This is a genomic window from Streptomyces sp. VRA16 Mangrove soil, from assembly GCF_017377775.1.
In the GTDB taxonomy this organism is placed as follows: Bacteria; Actinomycetota; Actinomycetes; order Streptomycetales; family Streptomycetaceae; genus Streptomyces.
Genome location: NZ_JAFVLN010000011.1, coordinates 80,338 through 96,950 on the forward strand (window position 1 = coordinate 80,338; position 16,613 = coordinate 96,950).

General features: G+C 74.5%; 9 protein-coding genes. 7 read left to right on the forward strand and 2 right to left on the reverse strand.

Going from position 1 to position 16,613, the window contains the following annotated elements:
* The first annotated feature begins 39 nt into the window (after positions 1 to 39).
* The 7 genes from J3486_RS27390 (at position 40) to J3486_RS27420 (ending at position 13,864) form a co-directional block, all read left to right on the forward strand.
* A complete protein-coding gene (locus J3486_RS27390; protein ID WP_229378720.1) occupies positions 40 to 3,063 on the forward strand; it encodes an AAA family ATPase in 3,024 nt (1,007 codons plus the stop codon).
* The gene (locus tag J3486_RS27395; RefSeq protein ID WP_207824877.1) at positions 3,047 to 4,348 is read left to right on the forward strand and encodes a serine/threonine-protein kinase; all 1,302 of its coding nucleotides are present in this window, start codon (positions 3,047 to 3,049) and stop codon (positions 4,346 to 4,348) included. The genes J3486_RS27390 and J3486_RS27395 overlap by 17 nt, the downstream gene beginning before the upstream one ends.
* Positions 4,349 to 4,485: 137 nt before the next feature.
* A complete protein-coding gene (locus J3486_RS27400; RefSeq protein WP_207824878.1) occupies positions 4,486 to 9,567 on the forward strand; it encodes a hypothetical protein in 5,082 nt (1,693 codons plus the stop codon).
* On the forward strand, positions 9,564 to 10,004 hold the full coding sequence (locus J3486_RS27405) for a hypothetical protein (RefSeq protein ID WP_207824881.1): 441 nt from the start codon (positions 9,564 to 9,566) through the stop codon (positions 10,002 to 10,004). Before J3486_RS27400 ends, J3486_RS27405 begins: the two co-directional genes overlap by 4 nt.
* Complete coding sequence (locus J3486_RS27410; RefSeq protein WP_207824883.1) at positions 9,988 to 10,662, forward strand: hypothetical protein; 675 nt, start codon at positions 9,988 to 9,990, stop codon at positions 10,660 to 10,662. The genes J3486_RS27405 and J3486_RS27410 overlap by 17 nt, the downstream gene beginning before the upstream one ends.
* Positions 10,659 to 13,295, forward strand: coding sequence for an Hsp70 family protein (locus tag J3486_RS27415; protein WP_207824884.1), 2,637 nt, complete (start codon positions 10,659 to 10,661; stop codon positions 13,293 to 13,295). The genes J3486_RS27410 and J3486_RS27415 overlap by 4 nt, the downstream gene beginning before the upstream one ends.
* Positions 13,292 to 13,864, forward strand: a complete 573-nt coding sequence (locus J3486_RS27420; RefSeq protein WP_207824886.1) for a tetratricopeptide repeat protein — start codon at positions 13,292 to 13,294, stop codon at positions 13,862 to 13,864. Before J3486_RS27415 ends, J3486_RS27420 begins: the two co-directional genes overlap by 4 nt.
* On the opposite strand, the gene J3486_RS27425 is transcribed toward J3486_RS27420, so the two are convergent.
* Together J3486_RS27425 and J3486_RS27430 are read right to left on the reverse strand one after the other, a co-directional pair.
* Entirely contained in the window at positions 13,827 to 16,025 is a 2,199-nt protein-coding gene (locus J3486_RS27425; protein WP_207824888.1) for a CHAT domain-containing protein, read from the reverse strand. The genes J3486_RS27420 and J3486_RS27425 overlap by 38 nt on opposite strands.
* Positions 16,025 to 16,474, reverse strand: coding sequence for a hypothetical protein (locus J3486_RS27430; RefSeq protein ID WP_207824890.1), 450 nt, complete (start codon positions 16,472 to 16,474; stop codon positions 16,025 to 16,027). Before J3486_RS27430 ends, J3486_RS27425 begins: the two co-directional genes overlap by 1 nt.
* Between the last annotated feature and the right edge of the window lie 139 nt (positions 16,475 to 16,613).

The following is a 16,613-nucleotide window of genomic DNA, read 5'->3' on the forward strand; positions in this document are numbered from 1 at the left end:
GAGCGCGGGGCCCGAGGCAGGGTGCCCCGCGTGACGCGTATGGAATTCTTCACGGACGGAGTACTTGATCCACAGGCGTGCGGGGACCGGCGGACCGCCGCCGTCCTGACCGCGGCGGCCCAGCGGGCCGGCCGCAGACTGCGGCCCAGTGACGTGGTGCACGCGGCGCTCGCCGCGCGGGACACCGCCCTGCTGACCGCCCTGGACGTGGCCCTGGTGGACGGCGCGGCGCCGGGCCATCTGCTGGAGGCCATCGACGTCTACAACCCGCCGGGCGCCGCCTACGAGTTCGACGGATCGCCCGAGCGCGTCGCACCCGAACTGCTCGCCGCCTTCGACGAGTTCAGTGAGCGCGGCCGGGGCGTCGAGGGACCCGCCGTCCTCGATCTGCTGCTCGCCTGCGTCCTCGCCCACCCGGACGAACAGGACCGCGACTTCCTCGGCGGCGTCCTCGACCTGGAGCGGGCCGCCGAGGCGTTACGCCGCCGCGTGCAAGTCCGCATGGAAGCACCGCGCGAGTTGTTCGACGACGGATCCGGGCGGCTGCGCTCCGAAGGGTTCACGGCCGACGCCTGGGCCGTCCTCGAACAGGCCACCGAGCGTGCCGCCGCCCTCGGCTACGACCGGCTCCTGCCGCCGCACTGCCTCCTCGCCCTCCTCGGTGAGACGGAGGGCCTCGCCGAGCGCCTCCTGCGCCTCCAACTCCCGCCGCAGATCGGCCTGGTGAAGGCCGTGGAGCTGATCTCCACCGCATTCCGCCTCTCCGACCTGCCGCGCACCGAGCCGCCCCGGCTGCACCGCGACGACTGCGGCGAGGCCCTCGTCGCCCTCCTCGCCGCCGCCCGCCGCACCGCGGCCCTGTGGGACGCCGACCGCGTCGACACCCCGCACCTGCTCGCCGCCCTCCTCGACGACCCACCGCAGCGCCTGGCCGTCGTGCTCGGGGGCGAGCCGCTCCGCCTCGACCTGGAGCGGCTGCGCGCCCACCTCGCGGAGAACCTGCGGGCCCGGCGCAGCGCCGCCCCGCGCGAGTCGGCGTACAAACTGCCCGCCTTCCTGCCGCCCGCAGAGGACCTGACGTGGCAGGCGCCCGACGAGAAGCCCGCCTGCCACCTGGACCGCTACTTCGACCCGCTGTGCCGCGCCCTGCACCGCTCGGAGAGCAACCATGTGCTGATCACCGGCCTGCCGGGCGTGGGCACCACCACCCTGCTGCGCGAGCTGGCGCGGCGCGCGGCGGCCGGCGAGATCCCGTTCCTGCGGCGCAAGCGGTTCCTGCGCGTGGACTGCCGGGACGTGGCGGAGGAGGAGAGCGCCGCCCAACTGGCCGGGCTCATCGGCCATGTGGAGGGCCGCACCGACATGGTGGTGTGCGTCGACGGGCTCGGCCCGCTGCTGCGCGGCCCGCGCGGCACCACCCATGTCCTCGAACTGCGCCGGGCGCTCGCCGAGCGCCGCCTCCACCTGGTGGGCGTCCTCGCCCCGACCGACTACGAGGACCTGCTCGCCGCCGACCACGAACTGCGCGATCTGACCAGCCGTATCGACATGACGGAGCCCGACCGGGACAGCGCCCGCGCCATGGTGCGGCAGGCCGCGGACTCGCTCGCCGACGAGTTCGGCGTGCAGGTCGAGGACCGCGCGGTGGACCGGGCCGTGGTCCTGGCCGGCGAGTTCATCGCCCACCGCAAGCTGCCCCAGTCCGCGGTACGCGTGCTGCGCCGCGCGTGCGAGGACCTGCACTACGCGCGCGACCAGCTCGACGACCCGCGCACCGCCGTCGGCCACGACGAAGTCGTCGACGTGGTGGCCGAGTTGTCGGGGGTCCCGCGCGGGCAGCTCGCGGGCGCGGGGGCTGGAGCGGACTCCGGCCACGACGACCGGGTCGACTACGAGACGGCGCTCGGCGCCCGCGTCGTCGGACAGGAGGCCGCGGTCCGGGTGGTCGCCGAGCAGCTGCGGCGCGTCAAGGCCGGGCTCGCGGACGCCGGTTCGGGACCGGCCGCGGTGCTGCTGTTCGCGGGACTCACCGGCGTCGGCAAGACCGAGCTGGCCAAGGCCGTCGCCGGTCTCTACTCGGCGTCCAAGCGGCTTCAGACGTACTCGATGGGCAACTTCACGGAGCCGCACAGCGTCGCCGGACTGATCGGCTCCCCGGTGGGCTACCACGGCCACGACCGCGGCGGCCGCCTGATCAACGAGCTGAACGCGGACCCGTACTGCGTCTTCCTCCTCGACGAGGTGGAGAAGGCCCACCCCGAAGTGCTCCGCCCCTTCCTGGGACTCTTCGACGAAGGCTGGATCACCGACCAGCGCGGTGTGAAGGCCCACGCCGACCGGGCCATCTTCATCCTCACCACGAACGCCGGGCACGAACTCATCTCCCACGGTGCCGCGTACCGCACCGACCGGGAGATCGCCACGGCCGTCGGCGAGCGGCTCGCCACCCTCCGGCACCGGCAGGGCGAGTCCGTGTTCACCCCCGAGTTCCTCGCCCGGATCGACCGCATCGTCGTCTTCCGCCCGCTCGACCAGGAGGCGATGTACGGCATCGGACGGCTCATCGCCGACCGGCGGCGCACGCACTGGCGCGAGCGGCTGGAGAAGGACCTCGTCGTCTCCGACGAACTCCTCAGGTACGCCGCCGAGCTGGGCCACGAGCAGGACGTCAGCGCCCGCGGCAGGGAGGGCGGCCGCATCATGCAGTCCCTGCTGACCGACCTGGTGGACACCCCGGTGCTCGCCGCGCGGGAGGAGCGCCCCCAAGCGTTCCGCGAGGCCGCGCGGATCGAGGTGACGTGCGAGCCCGCCCCCGCGCGGGGCGACCCGTTCGCCGACCCGGTGGCGCGGCGGACGGAGGTCGCGCTCCTGCCGCCGAGCTTTGACACCGCCGGACCCGGACCGGACGCCTCGGACGGGGACACCGCGGCCCCGGTGACGCCTCGTACGGAGGTGCCCCGCACACCACCGGAACCACGTGGGGCATCCGAAGTGTCCTACGACACGCCGGAGTTGACCACGCGGACCAAGGGTGGGGAGGCGCCGTATGGAGCGGGCGACTGACCCCGACCTGCGTGCGCTCGTCGGTCGGGTCATCGACGGCCGCTACGTGCTGCGCGAGTGGATCGGCGGCGGCGGGTTCGGCGCGGTGTTCCGCAGCGAGCAGTACGTGCTCGGCCGCGCGGTGCGCCCGATCGCCTGCAAGGTGTCACGGCGGCCCGACCTGACCGAGGAGAGCGCGGGCGAACTCTTCGCCGACGTCCTCGTCCTCGCCGACGTCATGGGCAGCATGACCGATCTGGAGGCGCGCCGCCATCTCGTGCACGTCTACGACGCGGGCCTCGCGTCCGACCTCGGCGGCCGTGCCTACCTGGTGATGGAGTACGTCCAAGGGGGCACGCTCGCCGCTGAGTTCACCCGCATGGACCGGGTGCCGCCGCGCCTGATGGTGAAGTGGGCACGGCAGATCGCGGTGGCCCTGCGCGGGCTGCACTGCCTGGTGCCGCCCCTGCTGCACCGCGACCTCAAACCGGACAACGTACTGCTGGGCCAGGACCGCGCGGTCCGCCTCATCGACTTCGGGCTGGCCGCCCGGATGCGGGCCGCGGGCCAGGTCGAGGGCATCGCCGGCACCGCGGGCTACATGGCACCGGAGACCGCGGCGGGCGCCAGCCTGCCCGCGTCCGACCTGTACTCGCTCGGACTGCTGATGTACGAGGGCCTGACCGGCCGCCGCCCGTACGAGCATCTGGTCGTCCCCCTCGACCTGCCCGAGCGGGCCCTGGGCGAGTGGCTGGTGGAGGCCAAGCACCAGGCGCCGCCGGTGCGCCCGTCGGCCGTGGAGCCGACGGTGGCCCCCGAGCTGGACGACATCGTGATGCGCTGCATGGAGCTGCGGCCCGCGGACCGGTTCCGCGGAGCGGACGAGTTCATCGCCGCTGTCGACGCACTGCCCGAGCCCGGCCGCGGCGGCCGGGTGGGCGGCACCGGCGCCCCCGCGCCACTGCAAGGGCGGCCCGAACTCACCGAGGCGCGCCGCCTGCTGCGCGAGGGGGAGCCGGGCGCGGCGATCGACCTGCTGCGCCTGGTGCTCGGCCGCGGCGGGGCACCGCGCGAGCTGCTGCCCGCCCTGCTCGCCGAACTGGCACGCGCGCACGAGGAGCTGGGCGAGCACGCGGCCGCCGCCCGCCAGTGGGCGCAGGCTCACGAGTACGTGTGCTCCGGACTGCGGCCCCCGGAGGGCCTGGGACGCGAGCGGCTCGCGCACCGCGCGGAAAAGGCGTTCTGGGCCGCGGGCAACAAGTTCCAGGCCGGGCACTTCGCCCGGCTCGCGCGGGACGGGGGGTGAGGCGGGTGGGGCAGGCCGTCGCCGAGGCGCCTCGGCACAGGTGGGGGAGCGCGCGCGGGCCGTTACGGCCGTGCGGTGGTGCGGGAGTCGTCGGGGCGTCGGCGAGTCCGCCGCTCGGGCGGAACGGGGGGTGAGGGATGCAGCCACAGCGGTCGATCCGCAAGAGCCTGTCCGGACTCGGACGCCTGGAGAACGCCTGGGCCGGAGCGCTGGCCGACGCCGACGACGCCCGCGCGCTCGCCCGGATGCGGGAGCTCCTCAAGGGGTTCGAGGAGCGTGCGGAGCAGACCGCGCCGCTGTGGCTGCCGTTCCAGGAATCCTTCCTGGAACCCAGGTTCCGCCCGCTGCTGGACTTCGACGACCTGCGGCGCCTCGCCGAGATCGGTGAGCAGCTGGCCAAGGAGGGCCGCGTCGGGCTGCACCAGACGTGGATACCGCTGGCCCGCGCGGTGCTGCAGCGCGCCACCCCCGACGACCGCGCCTGGGGCATCGTCCTGCTCATCCGCCTGTACCGCGCCCCGCACGCCTACGAGGAGGCGCGGGTCGGCGCCGCCGTGGCGCTGGTCGAAGCGGGCGCGGACAACGACTCGGCGCTCGACGTCTACGCCGACCTCCTCGGCCGGCACGGGCGGCCGCCCGCCGCCGTCCTGGACCACGTACGCCGCTTGCTGGCGACGGACTTCGACGACCCCGTCGCGCGCGTGGAGCGGGCCGCGGCGCTGGCCGCGCGACTCTCCACGGCCCACCCCGGCGCCCCCGTCACCGACCGGGCGCTCGGCTTCGCCGCGCTGTTGCTGAACGGCAGCCCGGACGAGGCCGCCACGCACTTCGAGTCCGCCTGCCGCGCGGACCCCACCGACCCGGTGGCGGTGCACGGACTGGTCGCCGCCCATCTGCAGGCGGGCCGCCACAGCCAGGTCAGGGCGGCGGTCGCGGGCCGCGAGGACCGGCTGACGCCCCGCGCCTGGCAGCTCGTCGAGCTGTGCCGGACGCTGGCCTGGCTGGACGACGACACCCTCGTGACCGATGCCGCGCAGCAGCCGCTCGACGCGGCGCGGCTCACCGGGATCGCGGAGGGGCCCGACACCGCGCCGTGGGTGCGGTACGCGCTGGGCCGCCGCCAACTCCTCGAAGGCCGCGCGAGTGCCGCCCACGACGCGCTGACCCGGGCCGCTGCCGTGCAGCCCGAGCGCGAAGACCTCGCCTACCACGCGGCATGGGGGCGGCTCCTGGACGGCCGCCGCCGGGAGATCGCCGAGGCCGTCGGCGCCGGGGCACCCTGGCCGCTGGTCTGCCTGCTGCTCGACGCGGACCCCGACCGCACCCTGCCGGCGGACGTACAGGAGCGACTGGCGGCGGAGGCGGGGACGTTGGCGCCCGTCGTCCGGGCACGGCTGCGGATGGCCCACGGCCGGCGCCCCGCCGGGGACCTGCCCGGTTGGGACCAGCTCGACCTGCGCGGACGCCCGCTGCCGCAGCGCCTCGAAGCGTTGCGCACGATGCTCGCCGCCGAGCTGCAGCGCGGGCACGCGCGCGAGGTGGGCCGTCTGATCGGGCTGCCCCTCTTCCAGCGGCTGCCGCGGGCCGAGCAGCGGCTGTGGGAGGGCGTCGCGGCCCAGCCCGCCGATCCGATCCGCGCCGCCCGGCTGCTCGTCGAGGCGCACGCCCTCGGCCGCGACCGGGCCGCCCAGGTCCGCGCCGCCGCCGCGCTGCAGGTCGGGGACGCGGAGGCGGTGCACGCCCTGCTGGAGGGCGCGGTCGGCCGCACCGCCGAGCTGTTGCGGGCACGCGCCGAGATCCTCCGCGGCGACACCCGCGCGGCGGAGCGCAGGTTGCAGCGCGGTGCCGTACGACAACTCCCGCGGGCGCGCTACGAGTTGGGGGTCATCGGGTTGCGCGGTGCCGCCGTGCGCTGGGCGCTCGGCGCGGTGGAGGCGGCGCAGCAGGAGGCCGAGCAGGCCGCCGCCCGTCTCACGGATGCCGCGCTCACCGGGCAGGACGCGGTGCCGCCCGTGCCCGGGCAGGCCCGTGAGCTGGGCCAGGCCGCGCGGCTCCTCGCCGAGCGGGCGCTGCGTCCGGGGCGGGGTCGGTCCCCGTGGCGGGTGGTGCGGCACCGGCCGCAGTTCGCCCGGTTACTGGGGCTCGCCCAGCTCCTGGCCGAGCCCGACAGTGCCGAGCCGGTCCTCGTGGAGGCGCTCATCGACTGGGCCCCCGCAGGGGAGGGGGCCGGGCTGGCCGCCGCACTGTCCCGCGCGCGTGCCCTCGCACCGGATCCTGTCGGCGGCCGTGATCCCGATCCCGAACAGGCCGAGCTGATCGCCGAGTTCGTCCTGCGCCATGGCCCCGAGGGAGCCCCGCCCGGCGGCGGCCCGCTGGCGGCGCTGGGCGCGGCGGCGGACGTGCTGGGCGCGGAGGGGCGGGAAGCGGCGGTACGGGTGTTGCGCGCGGGGAGCCTCGGGGCGGCCGGGGCCGTCGACGCCGTTCCCCAAGGCCCCGAGACCCGGGCCGCCGGTGCCGGGGCGGACGACCCGGCCCGGCAGGCCGCCGAGTTCCTCGCGCACGTCCTGGACGGCGGGTCCGACCGCGAACCGCCGCCGGCCGAAGGACTGCCCGGCCTCACCGCCCCGCTCCTGACGGCGCAGGCCGCCGCCCTCGCCGACGCCGACCTGGCGGGCGCGGCGACCGTGCTCACGCGCGGCCTCGCCGACCACGACCCGGCCGACTTCGCGGGGCTCCTCGACCTCGGCGCCGTCGTCCCCGCCCTGTGCGCCCGCGTCGCCCGCGCCAAGCGGCGCGACGGCCGCGGGGACGCCTTGGTCGGCATCGTCCGGGCCCAGGCGGCGGCACTCGCGACGGAACCGGAGGCGCTTGCGCCGGACGGGGAAGGGGGCCCTGGTTCGGCCCGCGCGGGTGCCGTGGGAGCGGTGGGATCAGGTTCCGCGGGGGCCGGGGCGTCAGCCGATGGCCGGGTAGGCCGGGTAGGTCCGGCAGGCCAGGCAGGTTCGGCAGGTCCGGCTGGTCCGGTGGGCCAGGCAGGTTCGGCAGGCCAGGCAGGTCCGGCGGGCCAGCCAGGCCCGGTTGGTCCGGTGGGCCCGGCAGGTTCGGCAGGTCAGGCAAGCCCGGCAGGTCCGGCGGGCCCGTCCGGGCAGCGGGGCGGCCCCGGTTCCACCGGAGAGAAGGTCGCCGCCTCCGACGGACCTATGGCCTCCGACGGACCTATGGCCTCCGACGGACCTATGGCCTCCGACCCGTCGCAGAGGACAACCGCGACCTCGACCGCCTCCAATGCGACGGCTTCCACTCCGGCCCAGGGGACCGCCTCCAAGGCGACGGCCTCCGCCCCGGCCCCGGGGCTCGCCTCCGCCCCGGCCGACGCAAAGGACCCCGCCAGCGCGAAGAACCCAGCCCGCGCGAAGAACCCCGCCGCTCCCGCCGCCCCCGACCCCCTCCGCACCCTCGCCCACTGCGCCGTCGCGCTCGGCGACCACCCCACGGCCGACGAGCTGTGGCAGCGCATCCTGGGGGCGGCCGGGCCCGGGGCGCCCGAACGGGAGCAGTACGGCGCCTACTTGTGCCACCGCGCGGTCACCGCCCACGAGGCCGGGGACACGACCGCCGCCCTCGACCTGCTGCGCCGGGCGGCGCGGCACCTGCCCGCGGAGCACCCGGTCCACGTCCACCTCGCGCACCTCGACCGCGACGACCGTATCGACGCCCTGCTCGCCGCGTTGTTCCCCAGCGCCGTACCAGGATTCGAGCGGCGCGGCAGGTACCGGGCCGTCGAGGAGGCGGCGGAGCTCTACCCGGCCCTGTGGCACGCCCTGGAGCGGGACCGGCCCGACGCCATACTGCGCGAGCTCGCGGCCCTGCTCGACATCGGCGACCCCGACGACCTCGCCCTGCCGCACACCCTCGCCGTACTGCACCGCGAGGAGGCCCTGGCCGCCCTGGCCCGCGCCGGGGTCCCCGGCCCCGAGCTCACCGCCGCCACCGCCCTGTGGGCGCTGCTCCTCGCTCACCCGGCGTTCTGGGACCACGTGGGCATCGACGACGAGGAGGCGGCCGCCGAGCTGCGCCGCGAACTCGTCGACGAACTCCTCGCCCTGCACCGGCTGCACGGCGCCCGCGCCCTGGACGCGGACCGGCCCGACGACCTCGCCGCGCACCTGCGCGTGCTGCGTGCCGTACAGGAAGGACCGGACGCCACGCGTGCGCTTCTGGCCGGCGGGCCGCTGGCCGCCGCTGTCCCCGAAGGGGTCGACCCGCAGTTGTTCGCCGGCGCCGCCACGCGCGCGGGGCGGCTGCTCGACGACTGGGCCGCCGATCTGGTGCGTACGGCGACCGAGCGGGTCGACGACCCGGCCGCCGTCGAGGGCCTGCCCGTGGGCGTGGACCGTGCCTACGAGACGGGCATCACGCTGCTGGACACCGCGATCCGGCAGGGCTTCGCCCCCGTCCCCGTACTGACCGCCGTTTTGGACTGGCACAACCAGTGGCAGTTCGGCCTGTACCGGCTCAGCGACTGGGACACGGTCCGCGCGATCCTCAAGAAGGCGATCCCGTACGCGGAGATGCTCGCCGAGCGGTCCGTGCCCAACCGCCCGCACCTGAAGGAGAACCAGGTCCTCGGCTTCCACTTCCTGGAGCGCGGCCTGCTCAACGGCCGCAACGCGGAGGCGGTCCGCTTCCTGGAACAGGCCCAGGAGTGGGACCCGGGCAACCGGGAGGTGGGCAAGTTCCTCGACTCCCGCCGCAAGGACCTCGTCTTCGTCCCCGTGCGGGAGCACAACAGGGCCGCCCGCTACGACCAGGCGCTCGCCCTGCTCGACGGCATCCCCGACACCGAGGACGTGCACGCGACGCACGTCCAGCTCCGCGCCAACGCCCTGTACGGCAAGGGCCAGCGCGAGCTCAAGGCACGCGACTTCGACGTGGCCGAGCGGTGCCTGCGTGAGGTCCTCGTCCTCGCCCCCGAGATCACCGACGACCCGAAGCTCGTACCGGACACCAACCACGCGCTGTCCGCGCTGCTCAACAACCGCGCGGTGGTGTTCATCAACGCGGCCAACGACGCACCGGCGGGCGACACGGAGGCGCTGCTCGGCCTGGTCGCCGCGAAGCCGCTGCTGCGCGAGGCCCTCGACCTGCACCCCGCCAACAAGACCGCCGCGGAGAACCTGACCCGCGCGGAGGAGATGATCAGGAGATTCCTGAAATGACCACGGCAGACCGCCGCCCCAACCCCTTCCACGTCCTCGGCCTGCCCTCCGACGCCGATCAGCAGAGCGTCGTCGAGCGGGCCGAGGACGGCATCCGCACGGCAGGCAGCGAGCAGGAACGCGCCCTGTACGACTGGGCGATGCGCGAGCTCATCGGGCATCCGCGCACCCGGATGCGGCACGCCCTGACCGAGCCGCCGGGCACCGAGTACCGGGACCGGGCCTGGGAGGCGTTCGTGCGCAGACACCGTACGAACCCGGCCGACCTGCGCCGATACCGCCTCACCCCCGACGCCTTCGACCTGCCTTCCGCCGTACGAAGAGTCGTACGGGAACTGCACAGGCCCGTGCCCGACGCGGCGCGGGCCGCCCTGGAGCGCCCGGCGCCGGACGCCCCGGGCCCGGAACTGGAGGCCCGTGATGTCCTCTTCGGCTGAAGCCGTGACCGCGGCCGGACCCGCCCTGGACTGGGGTGAGTTCACCGAGCGGCCCCTCCCCGAAGGGGGCGACGAGGCGGTCTCCCCGCAGGCCGAGCTCGCAGGAGTGCTCCAGCGCCGCCACGAGGACCTGAGCGCGGCGCGCGGCGAGGCGGCGCGGGCGGCGTCGGGCGCCCGCGACACCGTCTTCGAACTCGCCACTCTGGTGGGTCGGTTGGAGCAGTTGGTCGCCCTGGCGGAGCAGACCCTCGTGGACGGCGGACAGGCGCGGCTGCACCGTAGGCTGCGCATCCTCAAGGAGCAGATGCTGCAGACCCTGCGGGACGACGGCGTCGAGGTGCGCGACCCGCTCGGCCTGCCCGCCGACGAGGTCGCCGACTGGGTCGACCCCATCGGCTGGCGCTACGGCCCGCAGTTCACCGCCGAGACGGTCGCCCAGACCGACGACCCCGCCGTGTTCCACCACGGCGCGGTGGTCCGTCTGGCCCGCGTCTTCATGGGCTCCCCCGAGCCGGAGGCACCTCAGAAGCCGACTGACCTGACTGAGCCGAAGAAGCCGACTGAACCGACCGAACCGAAGAAGCCGACCGAACCGACAGAGCCAGACGCCCCCACCACTCCGGACGACAGCGGAAGCGAAACGGACGACGACGTATGACGCAGCAGATCGTGAGCAAGGCCGTCGGTATCGACCTCGGTACGACGAACAGTGCCGTCGCGGTCATGGATCCCGCCGATGGCGACATCATCATTCACCGCGACCCGGTCACGAAGTCGTCGACGACGCCGAGTTGCGTGTGGCGCTCCCCGGCCGGCGGCGACCCGGTGGTGGGGCGGAAGGCGTTCGCGCGCAAGGGCAGCAGCCCGGAGCCGGTCACCTCGGTGAAGCGGCTGATGGGGACGCGTACGACCGTGAACCTCGGCGGGCAGCCGCACACCCCGCAGCAGGTCTCCGCCGAGATCCTCGCCGAGATGAAGCGGCAGATCGAGAACGACGTCGCCGCTTTCGACACCGAAGGTGTCCGCTGGATCGTGGACCGGGCCGTCGTCACCGTCCCCGCCTACTTCGACCAGCCGCAGATCGACGCCACCCGCGAGGCCGCCGAGCAGGCGGGTCTGGAGGTCCTCGGCCTGCTCCACGAGCCGACCGCGGCCGCGAGCCACTACTGCTGGCGCACGGCGACGCAGAACGGCACGTTCCTCGTCTACGACCTGGGCGGCGGCACCTTCGACGTCAGCGTCCTGCGCTGTACCGCGGGCACCTTCGAAGTCCTCGGCATCAGCGGCAACAACCGGCTCGGCGGCGACGACATCGACGCCGCCATGGCCCGCCACCTGCAGAAGATGCTCCAGGCCGACGGATACGCGCTGGACCTCGACCCCGAGAAGGACCCCGAGGACGCGCTGCGCTTCAGCCAGCTGAAGATCCTCGCCGAGGGCGCCAAGAAGGCACTGTCCGAGCGCACCGACTACATCCTGCGCGACACCGGCCGCCTCACCGACAAGGAGGGCGAACCGGTCGTCATCGAGACGCTGCTGGAGCGGGCCGAACTGGACGACGTGGCACGGCCGTTCATCGAGCGCACCTTCACCTACTGCGACGAGGCGATCGCCCGCGCCGCCGACCGTGCGGGCATCACCCTCGCCGACGTCGACCACATCATCCTGGCGGGCGGCTCCACCCACATGCCGCTGGTGCGCCAGATGGTCACCGAGGAGCTGTGCGCGGCCCCCGCCCCCGACTCCCCGCGCCAGGTCAGGGCCGCCTGCGACGGACCGGTCTACGAGCAGGTCGACACGGTCGTCGCCCTCGGCGCCGCCGTCCGCGCGGCGGCCGTCGGCGGACTCTCGGTCTACGACGCCGAGCGCACCGTCCGCGTCTCCTTCCACGGCACCGCCACCACCGGGCGCGCCACGACGTCGGTCGGCGGCACGGTGCAGGCGCTCACCGGCGCCCTCGACCTCACCGACGGCCAGGTCCGCCTGACCACCGCCGGGTTCGAGGACACGGTCGACCTCTCCGCCGAGGGCGCCTTCGCCTTCCGCGACGTCCCCGTACAGCCCGACAGCGAGTCGAACCTGACCTTCGAGGTCTACGACGCCTACGGCGACCTGCGCGCCACCGCGGGCCGCCAGCTCGCCCACACCTCTGGTGAGCAGCGTCCCACCGGGGGCACCGGCGGCGCCGCGATCACCGCCAAGGCCGTCCTCATGGAGGTCGACTACGGCGACGGCCGCACCGGCCGCGAAGAGCTCGTACCGGCGATGCAACAGCTGCCGTACGAGCGGCCGTTCGAGTTCGCGCACCCGGGCAAGGAGCGGGTCGAGCTGCGCCTGTTCCAGCAGAGCGTGCCCATCCAGGTGATCACCGTCCTCGTCCCGTCGTCGACCCCGCGCGGCACGGCGATCCACCTCAACGTCGCGATGTTCGAGAACGCGGCCATCGCGGTGCGCGGCTCCATCGGCGAGGTCTCCTTCGACGTGCCGATCGAGCTGCCCGTCGAGCGCGAGATGCCGAGCGAGGCGGAGGCCGAGGAGCTGCTCCAGCGGTTCCAGGAGAACGTCGGCTACCTCCCCGCGGGCCCGCAGAACACCGCGAAGGCGCAGTGGAAGATGGCCGAGCGGGCCTTCCAGGAGGCCAAGCGGAGCGGTGACGTGGCCGCCGCCGTCCACGAGTTCCGCGAACTGGAGCAGGTGGCCGACGAGGTCTCCCGGTTCGGCAACGAACTCCAGCCGCCCAAGCGGGACTTCGACGAACTGGTCGCCGACTGCCTCGGCCTGCACGCCCACCTCGTGGAGCACGGGGTGCCCGAGGGCAAGACGTTCGACGCCCCCGAGATCGCCCGTGGCATCGAGGAGCAGCGGCTGCGCGGCGAGCAGGCGCACGCGGCGGGCGACCAGCGCGCGTACGGCGAGGTCATCCAGCGCCTCCACCGCGTCTTCGGCTACTTGCAGGACCTGATGCGCACCGAGCGCGCCGCCGCCGAGATCCCGCCCGCGGTCCGCGCGAGCGCCCAGCTCCAGGCCGACCTCAAGGGGACCGAGGAGCTGATCCGCGTCGCCGGGGCCACCGGGCGCACCGCGGAGTCCCGCGAACTGGCCGATATCCACAACAAGTTGCGCCTCATGGAGCCCCGGATCGCCGGCGACCCGGAGGGCGTGCTGCGCGACATCAGCAAGGTGAACGCGCGACTGCGCCAGCTCGCCCGGATGCTGATCGACATCGACGGCGGCACCGAGTCCGGCGTCCCGATCCTCCTCCAGGGCGGCGGCCAGGGGAGGCACCAGTGACGGCCCAGGCGACCGCACAGACGGTGGCGCAGGCGGCGCAGGCGGCGCAGGCGGCGCAGGCGGCGCAGGCGGCTCAGGCCGCTCGGGCGACGGCGCCGGGGGCGGACGCCACGATCGCGGTCGTCTGCCCCATCCCGCGCTGCCGCGCGCACAACGACGTGGCGGCCGAGAGCTGCCGCCAGTGCGGTACGCCGTTGCGCGCCTACGTGCGTCTGGGCACCCACACCGCGCGGCTGTTCAACGAGGGGCTGGCGGCGGCCCGGCACGGCGACTTCGCCGCGGCCCGCGACCGCTTCGCGGCGATCGTGCACTGGTGCCCGCACGACGCGGAGGCCCGCAGCGCGCTCGGCCTGGCCTGCTACGAACTGGGGGACAGGGCCGAGGCCCGGCGCCAGTGGCAGCAGGCCGCGGCCCGCCGCCCCCAGGACCGCACCGCACGCACGGGCCTCGCCCTCCTGGACGCGGACGCCGGCACAGCCACGGGTACGGGGGCCGCCGCCGACCAGGCGACCGGCACCGACAGCGGCGCCCCTACGGAGAGTCCCGATCGTCCCGCAGCGCCTGAATGAGCAACTCCGGCTCCACGCCCAGCTTGATGAGCATCTTGCGGGCCGTGGAGTCCTCGTCGGCGAGGAGTTCCGCGAGCAGTGCCTCCTCGCCGACGAGCGCACCGTTCTCCGTCGCCTGGGCGGTCAGCCGCTCCAGCTTGTCGCGGGTGCGCGCGTAGAACTCGCTGGGCCGTGGCCGCCCCAGCCGCGCCATCCGCCGGTACGCCGCAAGCCCCTCCTCGCCCTGCTCGGCGAGCGCGCCGCGCAGCACCTCGCTGCCCGCCACCGCGAACGCCTGCAGCAGCAGACTCGTACTGATCCGCCTCTCACCGGTCGCCGCGAGCAGCCGGGCACTGCGCACCGCCGCGGCGGCGCCGGGCCCCAGCGCCGACAGATCGAGCCGCCGGTCGTCGCTGTCGGCCCGCTCGGCGGAGGCGGCCGTGGGGGAGAGCAGCCGCTCCGGCCGTACGCCGAACAGGCGCAGCAGCTCCCCGCAGTTGCCGCCCCCGGTGTCCAGGAACGCGACCGCGATGTCGTCGACCTCGACGGTGTCGCGCCCGTCGGCCACTGCGGCCGCGTCGGCGCCCTCGATGACCCGGGCGATGGTGTCGGAGAAGGCGACCCGCCCGGTGCCGCTCTGCACGGAAGCGCCGTTGACGGAGGCGCCGTCCGTTCGCGTGGACGTGGCCGCACCCAAGGAACCCGTTGCGCCTGTGGCACCGGTGGCACCGGTGGAACCGTTCGTACCGGTGGCGCCGGTGGCGCCGGTGGCGCCGGTGGAACCGTTCGTACCGGTCGGCATGTCGACGACGGGATGCCATTCCCCGCTGTCCCCGCTGTCCCCGGAGTGCCGGCCGGCCCCGGCCGGCGCATGGCCCTGTACCTCGCGCAGCAGCGCCGTCAGCTGCTGCAGCCGCCGGGACCCGATGCGCACGGCGGCCCGCTCCCGCACCTCGTCCGTGTCGAGCAGCGCGGTGAGCAGATCCACCGAGGTGACCAGGCCGCGCATCCGCCCGAACCGCCGGGCCGTGCGCAGCAGTTCAAGGGCCTGTGGCGAATAGCGCAGCTGCTGTCGGGACTCGTCGGGCGACGGCGTCGGCGTCGGCACGGCGGCCTTCGCCGTGATCCGTACGCTCGGGTCCCCGTAGAGCACGAACGACGCCCAGGTCGCGTCCCCCTCACCGGCCAGCTCGGCACGCGCCCCGCGCACGGCGGCCCCGGCCTCGGTCTGCTCGCTGAGCTGGCCGTAGAACGCCTCGGCGAACTTCAGCGCGCTGGCGTCACCCACCGGCGTCCGCGTCCCGACGACGGTCTTGGCGCCCATCATCATGAAGGACATGCAGGCGTTCATGGTCTGCGCGGCCTGCGCGAGCGCCCGCGAGCCGGAGTCGAGCGTGGCCAGACCGGACGCGGACGCGCACCCGTTCACGAACACGATCGGCGGGGCCCCGCGCCGGGCCAGCGGCTGCAGGGCGTCCAGCCCGATGACCTTCCGGTCGTGCACCAGCAGCCCCGCGGCGTCCGGCTCGCCCGACACATGCCCCGAGTAGTGGAACAGGTCGTAGGGCGCCGTCTTGTCGGCGAGCTCCCCGACCACCCTGGTCATGGTCGCCTCGGCCCCGCGCAGCACGGTGCACTCCACACCCCGCTCGCCCAGCCACTCACTGATCCGCGCGATCTCCTCGCGGGCCTCGGCCAGATCCCCGATGGTGTCGCCGACGATCAGCGCCCGCCCGATCCGGTCGCTGCTGCGCCCGTCCACCACGGGCCCGTCCACCTTGGCCCGCCGCCCGATGTCGTGGGAGAGCCCGAGGAAGTCCTCCTCGTCGTGGAGCAGCTCCCACGGTACGAGCGACTCGTTGCTCTGCACGAGCAGCGGTCCGGTGGCCTCGCGCAGCCGCCGTACGAGATCGAGCCGGCCGGTGTGCGGGAACAGCGCGTCGTACAACTGGCCGCCGAGCCGCACGAGTTCGTCGCGCAGACCGTTCGCGTCCTGCGGGTCGGCGTACTTGACGGTCTCGTCGATCTCCTTGCACAGCCCCTTGACCAGGTCCTGGCTGACGGGAACGGTGTGCTCCTGCTCCAGGGGGCCCACCAACGACCCGTTCCCGGACCGGAGTTCGTACGAGTACTGGGTGCGGCCGGGCCGGGGCTCGGAGACCCGCACCTGGAGCGTGGTCATCATGACGAGGGCCCGCCGGACGGACCGTTCGCCGTCCGGTGCCGGTCGTAGAACCGGGCGATGGCCTCGTCGGTGGCCCGGTCGGACGGATGCACCAGCTCCAGCGTGTCCTCGCCGAGCGTGACCCGCACCCGGGGCACGGCCTCCTCGGCGGCGGACGCGGCGACCCGGTTCGTGGCCGCGGCGTGCCGCTGCGCCATCCACTGTCGTACGGTCTCCACGATGGCGACGACGTTCCCCACCCCGCCCACGATCAGCGTGGCCACTTCGACCAGTTCGGCGACGCGCTGATCGGACTCCGGAGCGGTCAGGAGGGTGCGCTCGACGCGGGCGGCCCCCGCGGCCGCCAGCGCCTGACGCAGGCCCTCCAGTTCGGACGGCGCAGGATCGGGCCCGTACAGCTCCAGCTCCAGCGTCGACCCTCTCGGCTCGGCAGCCCCTGTCCTCATGCCTACTTACCTCCCAGCACTGCCCGAGGGCAGCGGAAACAGCAGTGCCACCAGCGTGACACCACGCTCCTCAGCAGACCATCGCATCGCGCCGATCGCCGCTGTTTCTCGGCAAGTTGACGCGGAAGTGCACAGCGCG